The following is a 21,235-nucleotide window of genomic DNA, read 5'->3' as shown; positions in this document are numbered from 1 at the left end:
TGTACTTTTATTATAAATTTTATTTTAAATCCTTTTCTTTTCTGTAAATTTAGATATTACCATGGTACAAACCGTGTTACCTGCAGAATTTAATAAGGTTGCGGGCGCATCAATTATAGTTGCAATAACTAACATTATTGCTAAAGCTTCTGGAGGAAATCCAAATATACTTAATATTAGCATCTCGCCAATGGAACCACCTACTGGTATAGCACCAACAACAGCTCCTACTAGTAATCCCACCATGAAAATAATAGTTAAAGTTCCCAAGCTATTAATGTCTCTTCCGAATATCGCAAATAAAAACATTATCTTATATATTCCACCTATCACTGAACCATCCTTATGGATATTTACACCTAAAGGCATAACTATATTAGCTAAGGAACTAGATACTCCCATATTTTTAGCTGCCTGAATATTTACTGGAATACAGGCTGCACTAGAACATGTAGCTAATGCTGTCACTGATGGTCCTGTGGAATTTCTCCAGAAAGCTTTTATACCTTCTTTACCCCCTGCTATATAGGCATAGAGAGTAAAGAATATAATAAAATATACTATAGATACTATCAAATACAGTACAAATACCTTTGCATATCCACTTAATATTTGACTTCCTAATTGACCAACTACGTTGGCAAAATATGCTGCTAATCCTATTGGAGCATAATACATTATTATATTTATCACCTTATTTACTACTATAGCGCCACTACTTAAAAAATTAGAAAACTCCTTTCCTTCTTCTTTTGCTAACATAGTTCCAAAACCTATAAGCATAGAAAATATTATAAGTGCCAATAAATTACTTCTAGATAACAACTGTGAAAAATCCCCTACAGTAATACTAGAAACTATTTTTTCTAAAAATCCTACTTGCTCCCTAGGTACAACTTGAGCACTATTCATTAACTCTGTAAACATAGACGAATTTAGTCCCTGTGCAGGATTAAAAACTTTGAAACTAGTTACCCCTATTATTCCTGATATAATAGCCGTACATACAAATACTACTATTGTAATTCCAAGTATCTTTCCTAATTTTTTTGAGCTATCCATATTAGCAATAGCCGATGAAATACTAAAGAATACTAATGGTATCAGTATTGTAAATATTAAATTTAGAAATATTGTTCCCAGTGGTGCAAAAATACTTGCCCTTTCTCCCATGATCAACCCTATAACTCCACCTATAATAACTGAAATTATTAAAAATATCGAGGACTTATAATTTTTTAAAATCTCCATTTTTCCTCCTCCTTAAATAAAATAATATAATTAGTAATTTAATTTTCATATATGTTATAATCTTATTATATTCAACACTATGTACAATAAATATTGAATATACTGTTGAAAACATTGCAAAAACTGCTTTTTTAATAATATGATAAATGAAGTATATTTAGTTTTGGAGGTATCTTTATGGATAACACATATTCAAGTAACAAATCTGGATATCTTAATAAAGACTTTCAGCTTTTTCATATAAAGGACAAAAAAAATCAAGAATTCGAGTTTCATTATCATGACTTTAATAAAATAATAATCTTTTTATCTGGAAAAGTTACTTATTTAATTGAAGGGAAGGCTTATTATTTAAAGCCTTGGGATATTCTACTTGTAAACAATCATGATGTGCACAAGCCTATTATCGATTCTAATGAGACCTATGAACGTATAATTATTTGGGCTAATTCGGGTTTTATCGAAAATCATAATTATGAAGGTTGCGATTTATCAACTTGCTTTAAACTAGCAAAAGAGAAGAGTCTTAATTTAATAAGACTTGAAGATAAATTTCAAAATAACCTTAAAAATATCATATCTTCCTTAGAAGTATCATTTAACTCTCAAGATTTTGGAAGTAAACTTTTAGGTAACTCCCTCTTTATTCAACTAATTATAAATCTTAACAGACTTTATCTTGATAAAACTTATATTACTACTAAGGATTCTTTAAAATACGATAAACAAATTGAAGAGATTTTAAAATATATAAACAATAACCTATCACAAGATCTATCCATTGAACTTATATGTAAGGAATTCTTTATAAGTAAATATTATTTAATGCATAAATTCAAAAATGAAACTGGGTATACTCTTCATAACTATATAATTCAGAAGAGATTATTTATGGCTCAAGAACTTATAAAATCTGGTGAGCCAGTAACTAAGGTTAGTTCCCTCTGTGGATTTAAGGATTACTCTAGTTTTCTACGTAGCTTTAAAAAGCTCTTTCACAAATCACCCCGAGAATATATAAATGCAATAAAATAAGCTGTCTCAAAATAAACTACTTCTGAGACAGCTTCTTAAAACACAATTTAACTATTTTATTTCATTTCCGTTGAAATCTTTAAATTCAGGCTTATTTTGAGGATCTCCAACATTGTTTTGATTCTCATGAAGCTTTTGTCTTCTTTTTCCCTTCTGAGCTGGATTGTTAGAACCTGATTTTCTCTTCATAATAAACACATCCTTTCCTTAAATAGTTTCTACTTTTTTTAAGGTTTTATGTGTTTAAATTAAGTGTTATCGCATCCAAGCCCCAGCCAAGGTAATTAGACCACTTCTTATTTTATAAGCTTCCATAATATCCTTTGCCTTGTACTTAATTCTGTTAGGTTCTATAAGCTGAACTCCTGGAATACATAAGGTTCCTTCTGCCATACCACTATCCATAAAGGCTATTTCTAACTCTACCTCATCATCTAATATGTTAGGTTCTACTAATTTATTATAAATAGCTTTTTCTGCTGATGATTCTAACATTTTATGAACTCTCTTTGGCTGTATGCATTCACCTACATATCTACTGTGAGCTTTTTTAACTTCTACAGCTTCTATATTCTTGTTAAATTCTTTAGCTTGACTTGTTAAAATGTTATCTCCTGATGTCATTACCACTGGAACTTTAAAATATCCTGCCAATAAGGAGTTAAATTCAAACTCTCCTACTACTTTTCCATTTAGTCTTATCTCTGATACCACAGAGTTATTATAACTGTGGGCTAAAACCCCTGAAGTATTATGTCTTCCATGATATCCTATCAGCATAACTGCATCAAAAGTATTATTTATACCCTCCATCATGCCAAGAATTTTTTTATTTCCACTAATTAATACTACATCTTCATCTAACTCTTCAATGAGAATACTTGTCATAGGACCGTGAGAATCATTTACTAGTATTTCTTTTGCACCTGCTTTTTTAATTCCTCTTATGACTGCATTTACTTCTTCTGTCATAAGCTTTCTTGCTCTTTCATAGTTATAGCCACCTTCATTAGTAAATCCCCAGTTAGTTACTCCACTGATTCCTTCAATATCCACTGAAATATAAATTTTCATAAAAATCCCCCTTATCTCATTCAATTTATTTCATAAGTTTTTTTACATTACTTAGATTTTTATTATTAAAAGGTGGAAAAACTATTGGAATATTTATTTTAGTAGTTTTTCTTACAACGCTTCTTCTATGAGAAAATGTCTTAAAGCTTTCTTTACCATGATAAGCTCCTATACCTGAATTTCCAACTCCTCCAAAAGGTAACTCCGGATTAGCTAAATGAGTTATTGTGTCATTTATACAAGCTCCACCTGAAGATATCTCTTCCAAAACCTTTTCCTCTACTTCGTAGTTTTCAGTAAATAAATACAGAGCTAATGGCTTTGATAGTTTTTTAATTTCCCCTATTATCTCATCTAAATTACTAAAGCTTATAATTGGAAGAATAGGTCCAAAAATCTCTTCTGACATAGCTGCACCTTCCCATGAAGCATCTATAAGTGTAGGTTCAATATATCTTTTTTCTCTATTTACTTTTCCACCATATATTATTTTATCTGCCTCTTTACCTAATATATTTTTAAGCCTTATGAAGTGTCTATCATTAACAATTCTTCCGTAGTCTTTACTCTCCATAGCATCCTTACCATAGAAGCTTTGAATTTGCAATTTTAATTCCTTAATTAATTCATCTTTCACCTTGTTATTTACTACTACATAATCCGGTGCTACACAGGTTTGACCTACATTTATAGTCTTTCCCCAAATTATACGCTTAGCTGCCACTCTAATATCTGCACTTTCATCTACAATTACAGGACTTTTCCCACCTAATTCTAAAGTAACAGGAACTAGGTTTCTTGCAGCAGCTTCCATTATTATTTTCCCAACTTGAGCACTCCCTGTAAAGAAGATGTAATCAAAGGTACCATTAATCAATGAAGTGTTAGTTTCTATTCCACCTTCCACTGAGCGTATATATTCCTTAGGGAAGGTTTCAGTAATCATTTCTGTAATTACGCTTGATAAATTGGGCACATTTTCAGATGGTTTTAATACTACACAATTTCCAGCAGCAAGTGCTCCCACCAAAGGTTCTATCAAAAGTTGAAATGGATAATTATAAGGCCCTATAATTAGAACCGTTCCATAGGGCTCAGAAATTACAAAACTTTTTGCAGGAAATAAGTACAAAGGCGTTTTTACCTTTTCTTTCTTTGCCCACTTCTTTAAATTCTTTATAGTGTGACTAATACTACTTAATACAAAGCCTACCTCTGTAGTATAAGATTCAAACTCACACTTTCCTAAATCTTTATATAATGCTTCATATATTTTATATTCATACTTTTTTATAGCAGACTTTAAACTTCTTAATTGATTAATACGAAAATCTATATTACGACTTTTTTTTGACTCAAAAAACTTATAGTGATCTTCTATAATTTTATCTACATCAATTGAACTTAATTCCATAAACCAAATCACTCCTTATTATACCTATTTCAATAACTATATTTTATACTATTTTTACATATTATACTACATAGCTCCATAGCAAAGACCTACTTAAAAATTTTATTTTTAAGTAGGTCTTTCAAAGGGATAATTTATTTCAAACAGCTTAAGAATTTATAATTTAAAAATATTTAATATAATAAATATTAAAATTTTTAAAATTTATCTTATATAACTATTTAAAATTTTACCTAGGATACGATTTTAATATTTACCTATAGAACTATATAAATATTTAAATAGTTAACTAGTTGTTTACACCATGCGGGTTTGAGAGTTTTTTCATCTCGTTATATCCCATAAATACAATCCATACATAGGCTAAAGTCTTAGGTATCATAAGAATTCCTATGATCGGTAAAGTATTTGACCATAGTACAACAGGAATATAGAATCCAAAAGATAAAATTATTGCAATAGGCATAAATTTAAATCCTTTATCATTGTTTTCTTTAATTTTATTATGGAAAATCCATATGATTATAAGTCCTATTAATGCAAAAGGAATGTTACGATATATTCCCCAGGAAACTGGAGCATTATATGATAACCATTGGTTTTCTGGGAATGCACATAATATAATCCTAACAATAGCTAATCCATAAATAATATTAGTTAAGCCTTTTTTGTCTTTGACATCATAACGAATTCTCCATATATGATATAGCACTACATAAAATATAGTCATTGTAATAGATGTAATTAGTTTTCCTACTCCTAAAGCCGCAGCATTAGCTTCTAAACCAGTGGTAACTAATCCATAAGCCCTTGGAACTAGATGAAATGCATCTCCACATCCTAAAATCACTGCCATAATTCCAAATAATCTGTATTGTTTATTTTGTCCACTTTTCTTAATCATAATAATTCCCATTATTATAACTGTTGAAAGATAAAGAATATCAAAAAGTGTTTCCATAATCCCTTGCATAATATATCACCTCGCATTTTTATTTGAACATAGTTCATTTTTTATGTGTATAAAATGCTGTAAGTTAATACAGCATTTTTATTTAACTTTATTTAAAATAAATAATTCTCTTTAATGCTTCTATAAAAAAAGTTATATCCTCTTCCTTAGCTTTAAGCATAACTAACATGTTGCTAAAAATAAATTTAGCCACTTTTTCCTTAGTTAAATTGTCTGTCCAAGTTTCATCACTAATATTACCTTCTGAATCTAAGAGATTAACTATACTTTCACTAACTTTTTTAAAAAATTCGTGTTCTTTTTTTCTTCCTAGAGATTTTTCACTACTACTTAATAAAGATAACTGATCTATCCAATTTTCTTGAAATTTATCTAAGTAAACAAAAATATTATTATATAATAGCTCTATCTTTTCAAAAATATTTTTTTCACCCATTAAACATGTATGAAAATCAGTAAAGGCTTCTCTCCAAAAATCTTCAACAACCGATAACACTAATTCACTTTTTGTGGAGAATGAATTATAAACTGTACCTACTGAAATTTTACATCTACTGGCTACAGCTCTTATATTTATTGCTGCAATTCCATTCTCTAAGGCAATTTCTTTTGCTCCTTTAAGTATAATCTCTCTTGGGTTTTCTGAGAACCTATTCATTATATCTACTCCTTGTTTGAACTACGTTCAAGTTAATTATATATCAAATTTTTTTATAGGTCAATATGTCTTGTTATTTTAGCCTAACTGATTGAAGCTAAATTCTCCTTATATAAGTTAAGAATTTCCCTATATTTATATTATAATATAAGGTTATGAATAAAAACACACTGTTTACACTTAAAACTCCCCGAAATTTCTTATACCTACTAAAACGGGTAATCAAAATTAAAGATTAATTTAAATTATTGTACTATAATAAATATCTATAGCTTAGATGGTTATTATTTTTGATAAATATACCCAACTTGCTATATAATACATATGAGACAAAAATAATTAAGTTTATTTATATTAGGTTTATGTTAAAATTAGAAAGTGATGTGATATTATGGCTAAAACTACTTTTAAGGGTAGTATTATGCTAAATCCTGTTCCAGCAGTGATGATAACTAGTAGAAATTCTGAAGGAAAGGATAATGTATTTACTGTAGGCTGGATAGGTACAGCTTGTACTAAGCCACCTATGATTACAGTTGCTATTCGTCCTGAAAGATTATCCTATGAATATATAAAACAAACTGGTTCCTTCGTAGTAAATCTAGCTTCTAGTAATCTAGTTAAAGCTGTGGATTACTGTGGAGTTAAAAGTGGAAGAACCAATGACAAGTTTAGGGATATGAACTTGTCTCTCAGTGAAGCTAAGGATATTTCCTGCGGTATTATTAATCAATGTCCCGTTGCCTTTGAGTGTGTAGTAAAATCTATAACTCCCCTAGGTACCCATGATTTATTTTTAGCTGAAATAGTTAACTGTCATGTGGAAAATACACTTATCGATGAAAAAGGGAAAATTCACTTTGATAAAGGAGACCTACTTTCATACTCTCATGGTGAATACTTTAGCTTAGCTCCTAAGCCTATTGGAAAATTCGGATATTCTGTGGCTAAAAAAACTACTATTAAACTTAAAAATAAAGGCATAAAAAAACATAATGAAACCACAAAAACTGCAATAGTGGAGAAAGAACAATTACATAATAAAAAAAATATTAAGAGTAATAAACCTAAAAAAACTAAAACTAAAAAAAGAACTCGTATATAAGAAATATCTTTAATATGAAAGGTGCGATGTTTAATGAACTTTATAAAGGTTGGTTCTGCTTGTCCTATTACTAAGGTAGCAGATGTTGACTTTAACTTAAATGAAATAAAAAAATGTGTTGAAAAAGCTATAGAAGAACAAGTTAAAATTTTAGTTTTTCCTGAATTATCTATAACCTCTTATAGTTGTGCTGATTTATTCTTTCAACAAAAACTACTAAAAAAAGCAGAAGTAGCTATTGAAAATCTTTGTGTATTTTCTGAAGGAAGAGATATGTTATTTGCTGTAGGTGCTCCTTTTGAATATGATGATGTGCTTTATAATGCAGCTTATCTTATCTTTAATGGTAAAGTTTTAGGTATTGTTCCAAAAAGTTACTTACCTAATGCTTCTGAATTCTATGAAAAACGTTGGTTTAGCAGTGGTCTTAATATAACTTCTAGAATAGTTAAACTTCCTTTCCAAGATAATATATATTTTGGAACTAACCTAATATTTAGAAGTGGTGATATTAGTATTGGAGTGGAAATTTGTGAAGACCTTTGGGTTACTATTCCACCAAGTAGCTTCTTATCTTTAGCTGGTTGTAATGTAATATGTAATTTATCTTCATCTAATGAGTTAGTTAGCAAGGCTGACTATAGAAGAGCCTTAATTAAAAATCAAAGTGCTAGATGTATGAGTTCCTATATCTATTCTTCTAGTGGAGTCTTTGAATCTACTACTGATGTATTATTTAGTGGCCATCTTTTAATCAGTGAAAATGGTGGAATCTTATCTGAAAATGAAAGATTTAATCGCGAAAATGAAATTATTACAGCAATTATTGATGTAGATAAATTAAAGGCTGAAAGATTAAAAAATATAAGCTTTAGAGATAATAAAGTTTTAATTCCTTTTGATATGGAAACTATATACTTTGATTTTAACAATATAGCTATTAATAATTTTGATAAATATATAGATAAACATCCTTTTGTACCTAGTAATCCTCTTGAAAGAGATAAACGATCTAAAGAGATATTTAATATTCAAACTTCAGCTCTTGCTAAAAGATTTGAGCATACTGGCTTAAAGAAGGCAGTTATAGGAATTTCTGGCGGTCTTGATTCTACTCTAGCTCTTCTAGTTGTAGTAAAAACCTTTGATATGTTGAAAATGCCTAGAGAAAATATTGTAACCATTACTATGCCTGGTTTTGGTACTACAGATAGAACCTATAATAATGCCTTAGATCTTTGCAAGTACCTAGATACAGACTTAAGAGAAATAAATATTGTACCTGCTTGCCTCCAACATTTTAAAGATATTGGTCATCCTGTAGAGCAACATGATGTAACCTACGAAAATGTTCAAGCAAGAGAAAGAACACAAATTCTTATGGACCTTGCTAATAAAGAAGGTGGACTGTTAATTGGGACAGGGGATTTATCTGAGTTAGCTCTTGGTTGGTGTACTTATAATGGAGATCATATGTCCATGTATTCTGTAAACTGTTCTATTCCAAAAACCCTTGTAAGATACCTAGTGGATTATGTGGCTGACCATGAAAGCACTCCTGATATAAGTAAAATCCTTATTGATATTTTGGATACCCCTGTAAGTCCAGAGCTACTTCCTAAGGACAAAGATGGAAACATTACTCAAAAGACTGAAGATATTGTAGGACCTTATGAACTTCACGATTTCTTCCTATACCATTTCATGAAACATGGTGCTTCTAAGGAACGTATAGAATTCTTAGCTAAGGCTGCCTTTAAGGGGATATATGATGACGAAGTAATTAGTAAATGGCTTAATAAATTTATGACTCGATTCTTCACTCAACAATTTAAGCGTTCTGCTCTACCTGATGGTCCTAAGGTTGGATCTATAAGCCTTTCTCCAAGAGGAGATTTAAGAATGCCATCAGATGCTAGCTATAACGGATTTCTTTAACTTTAAAAATATAATTAAATACCACTGGTAATTGTCTATTTATTACCAGTGGTCCTTAACTTAATATATAAAATATTAAATTATAGTATAACTTAATAATGAAGATAATTAGAGATATTAATTTATAATTATCTATAAATATCTACAATGAGACCTGATATTTCATCTATAGTGCTAGCTATATCTAAGTTTTCTCGTTCTTCATTAAGTAGCATCTGTGTTAGTTCTTCTAATTTATTGTCAATAGTCTCTACTGTAACAAAGTATTGAGTTTGCCAAAAGCTTATATCCTTTTTTATGGAATACATAAATGAAAGTACTGATTCTAGATATTCTTTTATTTCTTTTTTATAAGCTCTAACATCAGCATAGCACTTTGAAATTACAAGTCTGCTACCTTTAGATTTTATATTTTTAAGCATTTTCTTAAGATCTTCTTCTGACTTTTGCTCTCTAGCAAAGCTAAAATTTTTAGAGAAGTCCTGTTTGTTATTTACAACTTTACTTTCTCTTTGTATTGGAGTATTTCTTCCTACTTTTGATATCTCCATGTGAACACCCCCTTGTCCTTTAATTATATTATAAATAAGGTTAAGGATTTTAGCTATATTTTCTTACTATTTACAGATTAAATTAATTTAGGAGGCAATTATGAAAACTTTAATTAATATGTTTATAACCTTCTTTAAGATAGGTGCCTTTACCTTTGGTGGTGGTTATGCCATGATTCCACTTATTGAAAGAGAAGTTGTAGATAAAAACCATTGGATAGACAAAGATGAATTTATAGATATAATAGCTATATCTCAAAGCTTTCCTGGAGCCTTAGCAATAAATAGCTGTACCTTCATTGGATACAAAATTAATGGAGTTCTAGGAGCTATCCTAGGACTTTTAGGTGTAGCCCTTCCCTCTTTTATCATTATAGTAATTATAGCTATGGCCTTCAGTAAATTCAGAAACCTTTATGTCATTGAACTTATCTTTAAAGGCATCAATGCTGCCGTTCCCCTTCTAATTTTAGTAGGTGTAAATAGCTTGGCAAAGGTTTTAGATAAAACAGCTGTTAATATAATTATTGTAATAGTCACTGTAATTCTTAGTGTATTTATGAATGTTAATCCTGTATATTTAATTCTTATTGCTGCTGTATATGGAATATATATTAATAGAAATCACCACATTGATAATTATAAAAATACAAAGGAGGAAAATTAGATGCTATTACTAAAGCTATATTTAGCCTTTCTTAAAATTGGAACCTTCGGCTTTGGTGGTGGATACGCTATGCTTCCTTTAATTCAAAAGGAAATTGTGGACAACAATGCTTGGCTATCTCAAACAGATTTCATGGATATCATAGGTATATCTCAAATGACTCCTGGTCCTATAGCTATAAATGCTGCAACCTTTGTAGGCTATAAAACTGGCGGAATTATAGGAAGTGTTCTATCTACACTAGGGGTTGTCACTACATCCTTCATACTCATATCCTTTGCTAATTACTTCTTTAATAAATTTAAAAATTCAAAGATACTAGCTCATGCCTTAAAAGGAATGAGACCTGCTCTTATTGGACTTATAATTTCTGTATTTATAACTCTTAGCTACGAGTCCTATAGAGATTTAAACAGTTTAATAATAGCAGCAATTATTGGTTTTCTACTTTATAAAACTAAAATTCATCCTATATTAATTATTGTTATTGCAGCATTTTTAGGTATATTATTCTATGGAATGATCCCTAATTTGCTTGCTAAGTTTTAATAAAAAATATCTTGTAATTTATTAGTACATCCCTTATAATTAATGTATAAAATATAATTACATATGAGGGAGTAATTAGTAGGATTATCCTATGGCAATGTCAACATCTTGGCTTTAAGTCTGGCTTTGCATTAAATAATGAGACTCATGTATAGTGCTTACGCTATATATGAGTCTTTTCTTTTTACATACATTACCTACATATGTGATTATGTTTTTGCAAATATTAATAAAAGAATATCTTTTATTAAATCTATGTAAGTTTTACTAACTAAATCTTAGATTTAGAGTATGGCTTAACACTATTAATTATGAGGTGATTTTATGTATTTTAATGACTCTATTGACGATGTTATAGGTAAGTTTAACACCAACCCAGATACTGGTCTTACTTCATCTCAAGTTGAGGAAATTAGGTCCAAGTATGGGTCTAATAAACTGGCATCAAAAAAGAAAAAAACTAAAGTCCAACTATTCTTTGCACAACTAAATGATATTCTAATTTATATCCTTATAGTTGCAGCTATACTATCTGTAGTTGTAGGAAAAGAAATAAGTGATGCAATTATTATCGGTATTGTTATTTTAGTTAATGCAACAGTTGGAATGATTCAAGAGTCTAAAGCCGAGAAGGCCCTTGATGCATTAAAGGAATTATCAACACCAAAGGCTATAGTAAAGCGTAATGGAGAATTAATAGAAATTCCTTCAGAGGAAGTAGTCCCTGGTGATGTAATTATCATCGATGCAGGTAGATTTATTCCTTGTGATATTCGTCTTATAGAAAGTGCTAACCTTAAGGTAGAAGAATCTGCCCTTACTGGTGAGTCTGTTCCTGTAGACAAGAATGCAAATCTTATCCTTGAAGATGAAAAAGTATCTCTTGGTGATAAAAAGAACATGGTATTTATGTCTACCTTAGCTACCTATGGTAGAGCTACAGGTATAGCTGTAGCTACAGGTATGAATACTGAAATTGGTAAAATAGCTAAAATGCTTGATGAAGGTGAAAATGAGCTTACACCTCTTCAAAAGAAACTTGAACAACTGGGAAAAGTTTTAGGTATTGCTGCTATTGGTATCTGTGCTATTATGTTTGTAGTCGGTTTATTACAAGATAGAGCTGTTACTGATATGTTCATGATTTCTATCAGCCTTGCTGTTGCGGCTATTCCTGAAGGTCTTGCTGCTATTGTAACTATAGTTCTTGCTTTAGGTGTTCAAAGAATGATAAAGCAAAATGCTATTATTAGAAAATTACCTTCTGTAGAAACTCTAGGTTCTGTGAATATTATATGCTCTGATAAAACTGGTACATTAACTCAAAATAAAATGACAGTAGTTAAATACTTTGCAGATAATAAACTAAAAGAAGTTAAGGAATTCAATATAAATAATGATGGCGAAAAACTTTTACTTGAAAATATAGTCCTTTGTAATGATGCTACTTCTACGGCTACATCAAAAACTGGAGATCCAACAGAAATAGCACTTTTAGATATGGGAAATATGTTTAACGTTTTTAAAGAAGAGTTAGATAAAACTCATAAAAGAGTTGATGAAATACCTTTTGATTCTGACAGAAAATTAATGACTACGGTAAACTCTTATGAAGATAAATTTAATGTAATGACTAAGGGTGCTACTGATAATCTTATTAATATATGTACTTCTGCTTATATTAATGGTGAAGTTGTACCTATGACTGAAGAAATTAAAAATGGTTTCTTAAAAGTTGCTACAGCTATGTCAGACGATGCTTTAAGAGTTCTAGGTGCTGCTTTTAAAACTGTTAACTCTACCCATGTAGAAGTTGATGAATTGGAAAAAGACTTAACATTCATTGGTCTTATTGGTATGATAGACCCTCCTAGACTAGAAGTTAAAGACTCTATAGAAATTTGTAAAACTTCTGGCATAAAAACTATAATGATTACTGGTGACCATAAAAATACAGCCTTTGCTATCGCTAAGGAACTATCTATTGCAGAGGATATAAACCAAGTAGCTAGTGGTGCTGACATAGATAACTTAACTGATGAGGAACTTTCAAGTAGATGTGAAAATCTAAGAGTTTTTGCTAGAGTATCTCCTGAGCATAAGGTTAGAATAGTTAAAGCCTTTAAATCTAAAGGAAATATTGTATCTATGACTGGCGACGGAGTTAATGATGCTCCATCCTTAAAGGCTGCTGATATTGGTGTAGCTATGGGTATCACAGGTACTGACGTTGCTAAAGGTGCCTCTGATATGGTATTAACAGATGATAACTTTTCTACCATAGTAGCAGCTATTGAAGAAGGTAGGAATATATTTAATAACATAAAAAAATCTGTAATATTCTTAATTTCTTGTAATGCCGGTGAGATTGTTGCTCTATTCTTTGGTATTCTCTTCGGATGGGCTGCACCACTTAATGCAACTCATATATTATGGGTTAATCTTATAACAGACTCCTTCCCAGCTCTTGCCCTAGGTGTAGACCCTGGTGATAAGGATGTTATGAAACATAAACCAAGAAGTCCTAAGGATAGTTTATTTAAGGGTTCTTTATTTACTCTTTTATTTAATGGTGTGTTAATTGGTATATTAACCCTTATAGGTTTCATTTATGGAGTTAACAAATACGGAGATGCCGGAGTTACTCTTGTTAACATAGCTAACAATCCTGAAGCTTTGATGCATGCTCAAACTATAGCCTTTGTAGTTCTTAGTGGAACTCAACTGATTCATTCTTTAAATATGAGAAGTTCAGATAAATCCATATTTAAAATTGGTTTGTTCTCAAATATGTATTTAATCTATGCAATGGTTGTTGGTATCGCATTACAAATGGCAGTTATTTATATACCGCCAATTGCTAGAATGTTCAATGTTATACCATTAACTTTAGCAGATTGGGGACTTGTTATTGTTCTAAGCTTAATACCTTTAGTTATAAATGAAATAATTAAACTATTTATCAAAGATAAATAAAAAAAGACAAATTTCAATAAAATTACAAGTAACTCATAAAGGATAGTATTAATATCTTTTATGAGTTACTTTTAAATTATAATACATTTTAATTACTTTTTCATTTTTATACATATTTATACAATGAGGAGAGATTTATGACGTAAATTTGTTGTTACTTTTTATATTTTATTATTGTATTCATACATATTATGTTATAAAATATAATTAATTACTGTGAATGTATTTTAAATATATACTAATAATCATCTTATATCGACATGTAAACAATATTTCATCAAAAGAACTGTTAATTGAATACTTTTTTAAGATACATTGTGCATTAAAATAATTCTCAATTTTATCTTGTTCATAATTGTAAAGCTTAATATAAATATTAATATTAAAGGAGTGAATTTTATGAAAACTAAACTTACTAAAGGTATAGTATTTTTATGTGCACTAACTTTAACTGCTTTTATCGGAATTTCAATTTTAAATGAATCTGATCCTGGTCCAATTGGCAAAAATTCTATAATTATCAAAAATTTATAATTACTAACTGATTAAATTTTAGCTATATCTATAATAAAATTTTATTATAGATATAGCTAAAAATACTAATGGTACAATAAGTGAAATAGTAAATTTAATACATATACTGGAACTAATTATGCATTGTCTTTACATATAATTACCTATAAAATATAATTAACTACAAAATATATTTAACTACATTTATTTAACTAAGGAGGTGAAAGATTTGGATTTCTTAAGTCCTGGAAAAAGATTAAAAGCTCTTAGACAACAACTAAATATCAAGCAAGTAGAACTAGAAGAAATCGGTGTTTCTAGAAATTATATTAGTATGGTTGAAAGTGATAAAAGAAATCTTACCGGAGTAACCTTAGCAAACTATCTTAAATTTATGCAAAAAAAAGCTGATGAGCTTGAAACTAATGTAAATTTAGATGTAAATTATCTACTTCTTCCTGAAAAAGAAGACGCACGAAACTATTGTAATATGAAATTAGATTCTGTCTTAAGTCACAAAAATTTAGATGAAGTTATAAAAATAGGTGAAAAATATAAATTAGAAGATATACTTTTAAAATCTTACTTATTAAAGGGAAATTTACTATATGAAGAAAATTCATATAATACTGCCTTTGTATATTACTATAAAATATTAGAAATTTATAATGATAATCAAGATAATAGTAATAAACCTTTTGCATATATTAAGCTTTCTAAATGCAAGATTATGACTCTATCCTATGAAGAAGCTCTCACATATTTATTTAAAGCCTATTCCTATTGTAAAGAGTTTAATGACGATACTAATCTTAGAAATTGTTTATATAATATAGCTCTTGTATATAAAAAATTAGGTGAATATGATAATGCTCTTATATATATAGATGAGTTGCTAAATATATGTAACTATGATACCAATTTAAAATTGTATATATCTACCATTATCCTAAAGTGTAATTGTTATATTAAGAAAAAAGATTACCACCATGCTTTAACTATATATTTTGATATTCTAAATAACTTTAGTGAAAATATTGGAATTCATTTAGGAATGATTCACAATAACATAGGATGTATTTATTATGAATTAAATGAAATAGATAAATCTATTGACTATTTTAATAGATCAATTAGCTTTAGAAAAGTACATGATATTAAAAATTTGAATCGTAGTATTATAGATATGTCTTTGGTATATGTAAAAGAAAATTCATATGATAAAGCCATAGAACTATTATATGAAGGTATAGCTTTATCTGAGAAATATTCTGATGCAGAGTTTTTAATAAGAGGCTACTCTATATTGGAAGATATTTATATAAAATTAAATGATAATAATAAACTTGAAGAAATATATCTTATATTAATAAAAATTTTTAAAGATGCAGATTTAGCTAAAATTTTAAATATATATATTAAACTATCTTTACTCTATATTGAAATGGAAAAATATGATAAGTCTAAAGAAATTCTATACGAAGCTAAAAATTTAAAAAAATCTTTTAAAAAGTGATTCAAAATATTGAATCACTTTTTTATTTTAAATATGTATCCTTTTACAAATATATAAATTATTATAAATTTCTAGAACTTTCATGTTCAAAAAATGACATAATGATGACAACATAGGATTTGTAGTTACAACAACTTTCTATATAGTTAATTATATTGTATTTTTTTATTTATATATAAAATTTTCGCATGTTTTTATGATATACATAGAATTTCAGTCTAAATAATTTCATTTCATTTATATTATCCAAATGTTGCACTAATTGTTAAGTTACTATAGACTAATATATATGAATATAATTTAATTTGCTTAAATATAAGTAAAAGGATTTTTCTTTTACTTGAATAAGGGGATGAATGATTTGATATTAAGTGAAGAAACTAAAGCTAGAACTTATTGCACTGATAAACTTATGTTAAACTTAACTGATGATGAACTTGATGAGATAATTCATATTGGAGAACTTAATAAGTTAATAGATATACTTCCTTCTCTATATGTTAAAAAAGGAAATCTTCTATATGATAAAAGTCTATTTAATGAAGCTTTTGTATTCTATGCTAAAACCTTGGAATTATATAATGCTATTCCTACAAAAGATGATGATATGATATTTATATATAATAAATTAGCTAAGTGTAAAATCAAAACCCTTTGTTATGAAGAAGCCTTAGCATATCTATGTACATGCCATTCTTTTACCTTAGAAAATAAGGATAAAAATAATTATTATAATTGTACCTATAATATAGCTTTAACCTATAAAAAGTTAGATGATTTTGATAATTCTATTTTTTATATAGATAAATTATTAGATACTATTGATATTAATACTGAGCTAACCATGTATATTCAAGGAACAATTTTAAAAGCTAACTGTTATCTTAGAAAAAATTCTACTTTGCAAGCTATAACTCTATATAAAAAACTTCTTTATAATTTTAGTGATAAATTAGGAATCTACCAAGGACATTTATATAATAATATAGCTTTAGCTTATCTATATGAAAATAATAATGATGTTGCCCTAAAGTATTTTAATAAAGCTGTTCACTTTAGAACATCACATGATAAACCTAATCTTGCTAGTACATTAATGGACATAGCTAAATTCTATATTAAAGAAGGTTCCTATAAGAACGCTATTTCTAAAATAGAAGCTGGATTAAAGTTGGCTAAAAAATATTCTGATAGTGAAAATTCACTACTAGGTTATAGTCTTTTAGAACAAATATATAGGGAACTAAATGATATTGAAGAACTTAGAACTCTCTATTCTGAAATGATAGAAAACTTTAAAGATGTTGATCCTAATATAACTATGGAGATATACTCAAAACTTTCTAACCTTTTACCTGATGGTATTGGATATAATAAGTTAGACACTATCTTCAGAGTAAATAATTTATAAATTAAGGCGAAATAAGAGGATTGGAAGTTCCAATCCTTTTATTTAGTCTTAAATCATCTATAAGATTCGTATATTTCTAAAGTATTACCATCTAAAATAAATACAATAAAATCACTTTTATTATTTTTATCCATATAAAAATATTTAGCTTCTTTGCTTAGTTTTTCTATTACTTTTTCAGGATTACCATCAGATATACTAATTTCCTTATGATTTATTTTATCTCTATCTTCTAATAGCATAACACCATCATAGGATATTTTAAAAGGTATCTCCTCATAGTTAAACCACTGAAAAGAATTATTTAATTTCTCTAAGTCTTCTTCATCATGGTAAATTACTTCATTAATTTCATCTCCATCACCGCCAAAACCCCCTCTAGTACTTCCTATGAGAGTTAGTTTATCTGGTTTAGGTAATTTTATGTTCCAATTGGCTTCTAGGCATTCTGTGTAGGTTGGAAGTATTATAGGTCTTACTTTAATATAAGTTAATAGTAAAATTATCGTAACTACAATCCCTAATATTGTAGCTAAAACTTTCTTCTTCATTACTCCTCCTTATATTCCAATATATCACCAGGTTGACAATCCAAGGCCTTACATATAGCTTCTAAAGTAGTAAATCTTATTGCCTTTGCCTTATTATTTTTTAAAATAGATAAGTTAGCCATTGTTATGCCAACTTTTTCTGAAAGTTCAGTAGCGCTCATCTTTCTCTTAGCCATCATTACATCTACGTTAACAATTATCAATTAATCCACCTTCCTTATATAGTAAGATCATTTTCTTCTTGTAGTTCAATTCCATTATTTATAAGCTCTCTTACTACTGAAGAAATGATAAATACCATCATGGTAGCAAAAGTTATAACTATACAAATTAAATTTTTATATAAGAATATTGTTCCTGCTAAATAAGTAACAAAAGCTATGAATGAGCATATACTTATCACCTTTAGCGACTTTATACTCTCTTTACAAAAAGGACTTCCTTTTAATAGCTTTCCACTTAATTTCATTACTGAAATAAGTATTAATAAAAATGGTATATAAGTTATATATAAGAATATTTTTATTCCTCCACCTATATCTAACCCAGCAGTAGATATATTACCAAGATACCAATTTACTATATTAGGTAATGTTGCTCCAGCTATTATAGTTATAACTACTGATAAAACTGATACAATATATAGTATCTTTCTAAATAACATATTTTTCAAATTTATCACCTCTAACCAAAGCTTATCACAAGAGGCTTTTTACGTCAATAAATATTTATTGTTATTCAATAAATATAATATTACTTAAAAAGCTACCTCAAAATAATTCTGAGATAGCTTTTAACTTTATTCATATTTTATTTTAACCTAGTACCATTTTCATCTTGCTCTATAAGTCCTTTTTTCATCAGTGCCCCTAAAGATCTCTTAAAGGCATTCTTGCTAGCCTTAAAATATTTTTTTATATCATCTGGATTAGACTTATCATTAAATCTCATTGAACCTTGATTCTTCTTTAAGTAGCTAAGAATAACCTCCTCTAATTCTCCCATTTCCTCAAGACGAGGTTTTCTTGTGGTGATTTGAATTTTACCATCATCAAAGTATTTCTTTACTCTAGCCTTTATTTTATCACCAATGGAAATGTCGTCATAACATTCACTTTTTAATATAATTCCTCTGAATGTATTGTCTATAGCTACAACTAAATTTCCATTAGAATGTTTTCCATAAACTACGCCTTCTACCTCTTCTCCAACATTATAATGAGTAGTATCATGTAAGTATCTATCTACTCTAGTTGTTGCAGCTATTCTGTTAGTTTTATCTACATATAGATAAAATAAATATTTTTTGTCTACTTCTAATTCAACGGGTGCTTCCCTAAATGGAACTAATACATCCCTTTCTATACCTATGCTAATAAAGTATCCTATTCCAGTCTTATCTACTACTTTTAAGTAAGCTAACTCTCCTACTTGAGCTTCTACTGGCTTCATAGTAGCTATAGGTCTGTCCTTAGAGTCTCGGTATACAAATACATCTACTTCATCCTCTACGCCTATTTCACCCACTATATTTCCCTTTGGTATTAGTATGTCTTCAGAAGTTGTCTTTCCCTCTGCATCTAAATAATATCCAAATTCACAACTTCTTGATACTTTAAGAGTATTAATTTTTCCTAATTCTATCATTTATTTTCTCCTATCCACTTTTAAAACTTTGCTTATATTTATAATTGACTCCAATCAATATATTTATTAAGCTTATCTACAAATTTTATTAAATATTTCTCTTCTAATTCTGTAAATGTGTTAAATTCATAACTATCTATATCTAGTACTCCATAAACCACATCATCTTTTATTATTGGAATTACTATTTCAGAATTTGATGCCGAATCACAGGCAATGTGTCCTGGAAAATCATGAACATTATCTATTCTTTGAATTTTCTTAGTTGCTACTGCTGTTCCACATACGCCTTTTCCTATAGCTATTCTATTACAAGCTGGTAAACCTTGAAATGGCCCTAAAACTAGCTCTTCATTTTTTACAAAGTAAAATCCACTCCAATTTAGTTTATCAAAAATAGCATATATAATGGCAGATGCATTAGAAATATTTGCATATATATCTTTTTCCGAACTTAACTGGCCTTCTAAGAGGATTAACATGTATTTATATTTTTCTTCTGTAGTCATTTTTTTTATTACATCTAACTTTATCAAAACTATCTCTCCTAGCATAATTTTATTATCTAAAACTACATAAAATTCAAATTGCTTATTATAAGGCTACTTGTATTGCTTCAATAGCATTATTTCACTCTTGAATTTCTTTATGCTCTCTTCCCATATTAACATAATTCTCAGCTGAAGACTTTATAGATTTAATTTCTTCTTCTGTTAACTCCCTTACCACCTTAGCAGGGCTTCCTATACATAATACTCCACTTGGGATTATTTTGTTTTGAGTTACAAGGCTTCCTGCTCCTATAATTGTATTATCTCCTATTTCAGCACCATTTAGTATTATTGATCCCATTCCTACTAACACATTATTTCCTACATTACACCCATGAATTATGCAGTTATGACCTATGGTAACATTATCTCCTATCCTAGTTGATATTCCAAAATCATTATGTACTGTAGAATTTTCTTGAATGTTAGTATTTTTTCCTATACTGGTGGTATCCATATCACTTCTAATTACCACGCTATACCATACATTAGTATTTTCTCCTATAGTTACATCCCCTATTACCGTTGCATTTTCTGCTATAAAACATGTATCATCTATAATTGGTGTATTCCCTTTAATTGCTTTTATCATTTTCCATCCATCCTTTATACTTGAAATTTCCATAATTTTCATTCAACCATTTTAATTTCTTAAAAATATATGAACACAACAATAATTATTATCTTTTATATAAGGTAATGATACCATAATTTAAAAGTCTATTGTGTAATAATTTATTTTTTCCTATTATTCATCACCTAATTACTGAATTATGTATTTATTTTTCCATATGTATTATGAAATTATATTAGTTTGTAATAATTTTTATAACTTTGTCATAAAATTTTATTAGT

The 21,235-nt window shown here is 28.6% G+C and carries 22 protein-coding genes; 9 read left to right on the top strand and 13 right to left on the bottom strand.

The features are described 5' to 3' along the window. Positions 1-24: 24 nt before the first annotated feature. Positions 25-1,251 (bottom strand): dicarboxylate/amino acid:cation symporter, encoded by a 1,227-nt coding sequence (locus tag B3B03_RS15200; RefSeq protein WP_346848564.1) that lies wholly within the window; start codon positions 1,249-1,251, stop codon positions 25-27. Between the two features lie 177 nt (positions 1,252-1,428). Here B3B03_RS15200 and B3B03_RS15195 point away from each other — a divergent pair, with 177 nt between their 5' ends. Next, positions 1,429-2,286, top strand: a complete 858-nt coding sequence (locus B3B03_RS15195; RefSeq protein ID WP_346848563.1) for an AraC family transcriptional regulator — start codon at positions 1,429-1,431, stop codon at positions 2,284-2,286. Between the two features lie 51 nt (positions 2,287-2,337). Here B3B03_RS15195 and B3B03_RS15190 read toward each other — a convergent pair whose 3' ends face one another. The 5 genes from B3B03_RS15190 to B3B03_RS15170 form a co-directional block, all read right to left on the bottom strand. Beyond that, entirely contained in the window at positions 2,338-2,475 is a 138-nt protein-coding gene (locus tag B3B03_RS15190) for a clostri-philic family protein (RefSeq protein WP_167403140.1), read from the bottom strand. Positions 2,476-2,541: 66 nt separating this feature from the next. Then, positions 2,542-3,360, bottom strand: a complete 819-nt coding sequence (locus B3B03_RS15185; protein ID WP_346877760.1) for a M55 family metallopeptidase — start codon at positions 3,358-3,360, stop codon at positions 2,542-2,544. A 25-nt stretch (positions 3,361-3,385) separates the two neighbouring features. Further along, complete coding sequence (locus B3B03_RS15180) at positions 3,386-4,774, bottom strand: aldehyde dehydrogenase (RefSeq protein ID WP_346877759.1); 1,389 nt, start codon at positions 4,772-4,774, stop codon at positions 3,386-3,388. A gap of 289 nt (positions 4,775-5,063) precedes the next feature. Further along, positions 5,064-5,747, bottom strand: coding sequence for a hypothetical protein (locus B3B03_RS15175; RefSeq protein WP_346877758.1), 684 nt, complete (start codon positions 5,745-5,747; stop codon positions 5,064-5,066). An 88-nt stretch (positions 5,748-5,835) separates the two neighbouring features. Beyond that, positions 5,836-6,405, bottom strand: a complete 570-nt coding sequence (locus tag B3B03_RS15170; RefSeq protein WP_346877757.1) for a TetR/AcrR family transcriptional regulator — start codon at positions 6,403-6,405, stop codon at positions 5,836-5,838. Between the two features lie 391 nt (positions 6,406-6,796). Here B3B03_RS15170 and B3B03_RS15165 point away from each other — a divergent pair, with 391 nt between their 5' ends. Both B3B03_RS15165 and B3B03_RS15160 read left to right on the top strand, forming a co-directional pair. Continuing rightward, positions 6,797-7,510, top strand: a complete 714-nt coding sequence (locus tag B3B03_RS15165) for a flavin reductase family protein (RefSeq protein ID WP_346877756.1) — start codon at positions 6,797-6,799, stop codon at positions 7,508-7,510. A 33-nt stretch (positions 7,511-7,543) separates the two neighbouring features. Then, positions 7,544-9,448 carry an NAD(+) synthase gene (locus B3B03_RS15160; RefSeq protein ID WP_346877755.1) on the top strand — a complete coding sequence of 635 codons (1,905 nt, stop codon included), beginning with the start codon at positions 7,544-7,546 and terminating at the stop codon, positions 9,446-9,448. Positions 9,449-9,576: 128 nt separating this feature from the next. On the opposite strand, the gene B3B03_RS15155 is transcribed toward B3B03_RS15160, so the two are convergent. Further along, positions 9,577-9,999, bottom strand: coding sequence for a DUF327 family protein (locus tag B3B03_RS15155; protein ID WP_150846056.1), 423 nt, complete (start codon positions 9,997-9,999; stop codon positions 9,577-9,579). Positions 10,000-10,099: 100 nt separating this feature from the next. Here B3B03_RS15155 and B3B03_RS15150 point away from each other — a divergent pair, with 100 nt between their 5' ends. The 6 genes from B3B03_RS15150 (at position 10,100) to B3B03_RS15125 (ending at position 17,631) form a co-directional block, all read left to right on the top strand. Beyond that, the gene (locus tag B3B03_RS15150) at positions 10,100-10,666 is read left to right on the top strand and encodes a chromate transporter (protein ID WP_346848556.1); all 567 of its coding nucleotides are present in this window, start codon (positions 10,100-10,102) and stop codon (positions 10,664-10,666) included. Then, a complete protein-coding gene (locus tag B3B03_RS15145) occupies positions 10,667-11,215 on the top strand; it encodes a chromate transporter (RefSeq protein ID WP_346848555.1) in 549 nt (182 codons plus the stop codon). A 324-nt stretch (positions 11,216-11,539) separates the two neighbouring features. Beyond that, positions 11,540-14,191 carry a cation-translocating P-type ATPase gene (locus B3B03_RS15140; RefSeq protein ID WP_346877754.1) on the top strand — a complete coding sequence of 884 codons (2,652 nt, stop codon included), beginning with the start codon at positions 11,540-11,542 and terminating at the stop codon, positions 14,189-14,191. 399 nt (positions 14,192-14,590) lie between these two features. Further along, positions 14,591-14,725: a hypothetical protein gene (locus tag B3B03_RS15135; RefSeq protein WP_346848553.1), complete on the top strand. Its 135-nt coding sequence runs from the start codon at positions 14,591-14,593 to the stop codon at positions 14,723-14,725. Positions 14,726-14,933: 208 nt separating this feature from the next. Next, positions 14,934-16,220 (top strand): helix-turn-helix domain-containing protein, encoded by a 1,287-nt coding sequence (locus tag B3B03_RS15130; RefSeq protein ID WP_346877753.1) that lies wholly within the window; start codon positions 14,934-14,936, stop codon positions 16,218-16,220. Between the two features lie 361 nt (positions 16,221-16,581). Beyond that, the gene (locus B3B03_RS15125) at positions 16,582-17,631 is read left to right on the top strand and encodes a hypothetical protein (protein ID WP_346848551.1); all 1,050 of its coding nucleotides are present in this window, start codon (positions 16,582-16,584) and stop codon (positions 17,629-17,631) included. 53 nt (positions 17,632-17,684) lie between these two features. Here the strand turns inward: B3B03_RS15125 and B3B03_RS15120 are convergent, their stop codons facing one another. From B3B03_RS15120 to B3B03_RS15095, 6 genes are all read right to left on the bottom strand, one after another. Then, positions 17,685-18,182 carry a hypothetical protein gene (locus B3B03_RS15120; protein WP_346848550.1) on the bottom strand — a complete coding sequence of 166 codons (498 nt, stop codon included), beginning with the start codon at positions 18,180-18,182 and terminating at the stop codon, positions 17,685-17,687. Then, positions 18,182-18,361 (bottom strand): helix-turn-helix domain-containing protein, encoded by a 180-nt coding sequence (locus B3B03_RS15115; protein ID WP_035133168.1) that lies wholly within the window; start codon positions 18,359-18,361, stop codon positions 18,182-18,184. The genes B3B03_RS15120 and B3B03_RS15115 overlap by 1 nt, the downstream gene beginning before the upstream one ends. Before the next feature lie 38 nt (positions 18,362-18,399). After that, positions 18,400-18,846 (bottom strand): DUF2975 domain-containing protein, encoded by a 447-nt coding sequence (locus B3B03_RS15110; RefSeq protein ID WP_346848699.1) that lies wholly within the window; start codon positions 18,844-18,846, stop codon positions 18,400-18,402. A 146-nt stretch (positions 18,847-18,992) separates the two neighbouring features. Continuing rightward, complete coding sequence (locus tag B3B03_RS15105; protein ID WP_346877752.1) at positions 18,993-19,829, bottom strand: CvfB family protein; 837 nt, start codon at positions 19,827-19,829, stop codon at positions 18,993-18,995. Between the two features lie 38 nt (positions 19,830-19,867). After that, on the bottom strand, positions 19,868-20,365 hold the full coding sequence (locus B3B03_RS15100; protein WP_346848548.1) for a GAF domain-containing protein: 498 nt from the start codon (positions 20,363-20,365) through the stop codon (positions 19,868-19,870). A gap of 94 nt (positions 20,366-20,459) precedes the next feature. Then, positions 20,460-20,972 carry a gamma carbonic anhydrase family protein gene (locus B3B03_RS15095; RefSeq protein WP_346848698.1) on the bottom strand — a complete coding sequence of 171 codons (513 nt, stop codon included), beginning with the start codon at positions 20,970-20,972 and terminating at the stop codon, positions 20,460-20,462. Between the last annotated feature and the right edge of the window lie 263 nt (positions 20,973-21,235).

This window comes from Clostridium sp. UBA5712 (genome assembly GCF_002419845.1).
Taxonomy (GTDB): Bacteria; Bacillota; Clostridia; order Clostridiales; family Clostridiaceae; genus Clostridium_J; species Clostridium_J sulfidigenes.
Note: the sequence above shows the minus strand (reverse complement) of the source record. Positions and strands in the feature narration are given on the sequence as shown.

Coding starts and splice junctions, on each gene's coding strand:
- B3B03_RS15200 (WP_346848564.1), bottom strand. CDS start 1,251: ATGGAGATTTTAAAAAATTATAAGTCCTCGATATTTTTAATAATTTCA.
- B3B03_RS15195 (WP_346848563.1), top strand. CDS start 1,429: ATGGATAACACATATTCAAGTAACAAATCTGGATATCTTAATAAAGAC.
- B3B03_RS15190 (WP_167403140.1), bottom strand. CDS start 2,475: ATGAAGAGAAAATCAGGTTCTAACAATCCAGCTCAGAAGGGAAAAAGA.
- B3B03_RS15185 (WP_346877760.1), bottom strand. CDS start 3,360: ATGAAAATTTATATTTCAGTGGATATTGAAGGAATCAGTGGAGTAACT.
- B3B03_RS15180 (WP_346877759.1), bottom strand. CDS start 4,774: ATGGAATTAAGTTCAATTGATGTAGATAAAATTATAGAAGATCACTAT.
- B3B03_RS15175 (WP_346877758.1), bottom strand. CDS start 5,747: ATGCAAGGGATTATGGAAACACTTTTTGATATTCTTTATCTTTCAACA.
- B3B03_RS15170 (WP_346877757.1), bottom strand. CDS start 6,405: ATGAATAGGTTCTCAGAAAACCCAAGAGAGATTATACTTAAAGGAGCA.
- B3B03_RS15165 (WP_346877756.1), top strand. CDS start 6,797: ATGGCTAAAACTACTTTTAAGGGTAGTATTATGCTAAATCCTGTTCCA.
- B3B03_RS15160 (WP_346877755.1), top strand. CDS start 7,544: ATGAACTTTATAAAGGTTGGTTCTGCTTGTCCTATTACTAAGGTAGCA.
- B3B03_RS15155 (WP_150846056.1), bottom strand. CDS start 9,999: ATGGAGATATCAAAAGTAGGAAGAAATACTCCAATACAAAGAGAAAGT.
- B3B03_RS15150 (WP_346848556.1), top strand. CDS start 10,100: ATGAAAACTTTAATTAATATGTTTATAACCTTCTTTAAGATAGGTGCC.
- B3B03_RS15145 (WP_346848555.1), top strand. CDS start 10,667: ATGCTATTACTAAAGCTATATTTAGCCTTTCTTAAAATTGGAACCTTC.
- B3B03_RS15140 (WP_346877754.1), top strand. CDS start 11,540: ATGTATTTTAATGACTCTATTGACGATGTTATAGGTAAGTTTAACACC.
- B3B03_RS15135 (WP_346848553.1), top strand. CDS start 14,591: ATGAAAACTAAACTTACTAAAGGTATAGTATTTTTATGTGCACTAACT.
- B3B03_RS15120 (WP_346848550.1), bottom strand. CDS start 18,182: ATGAAGAAGAAAGTTTTAGCTACAATATTAGGGATTGTAGTTACGATA.
- B3B03_RS15115 (WP_035133168.1), bottom strand. CDS start 18,361: ATGATGGCTAAGAGAAAGATGAGCGCTACTGAACTTTCAGAAAAAGTT.
- B3B03_RS15110 (WP_346848699.1), bottom strand. CDS start 18,846: ATGTTATTTAGAAAGATACTATATATTGTATCAGTTTTATCAGTAGTT.
- B3B03_RS15105 (WP_346877752.1), bottom strand. CDS start 19,829: ATGATAGAATTAGGAAAAATTAATACTCTTAAAGTATCAAGAAGTTGT.
- B3B03_RS15095 (WP_346848698.1), bottom strand. CDS start 20,972: ATGATAAAAGCAATTAAAGGGAATACACCAATTATAGATGATACATGT.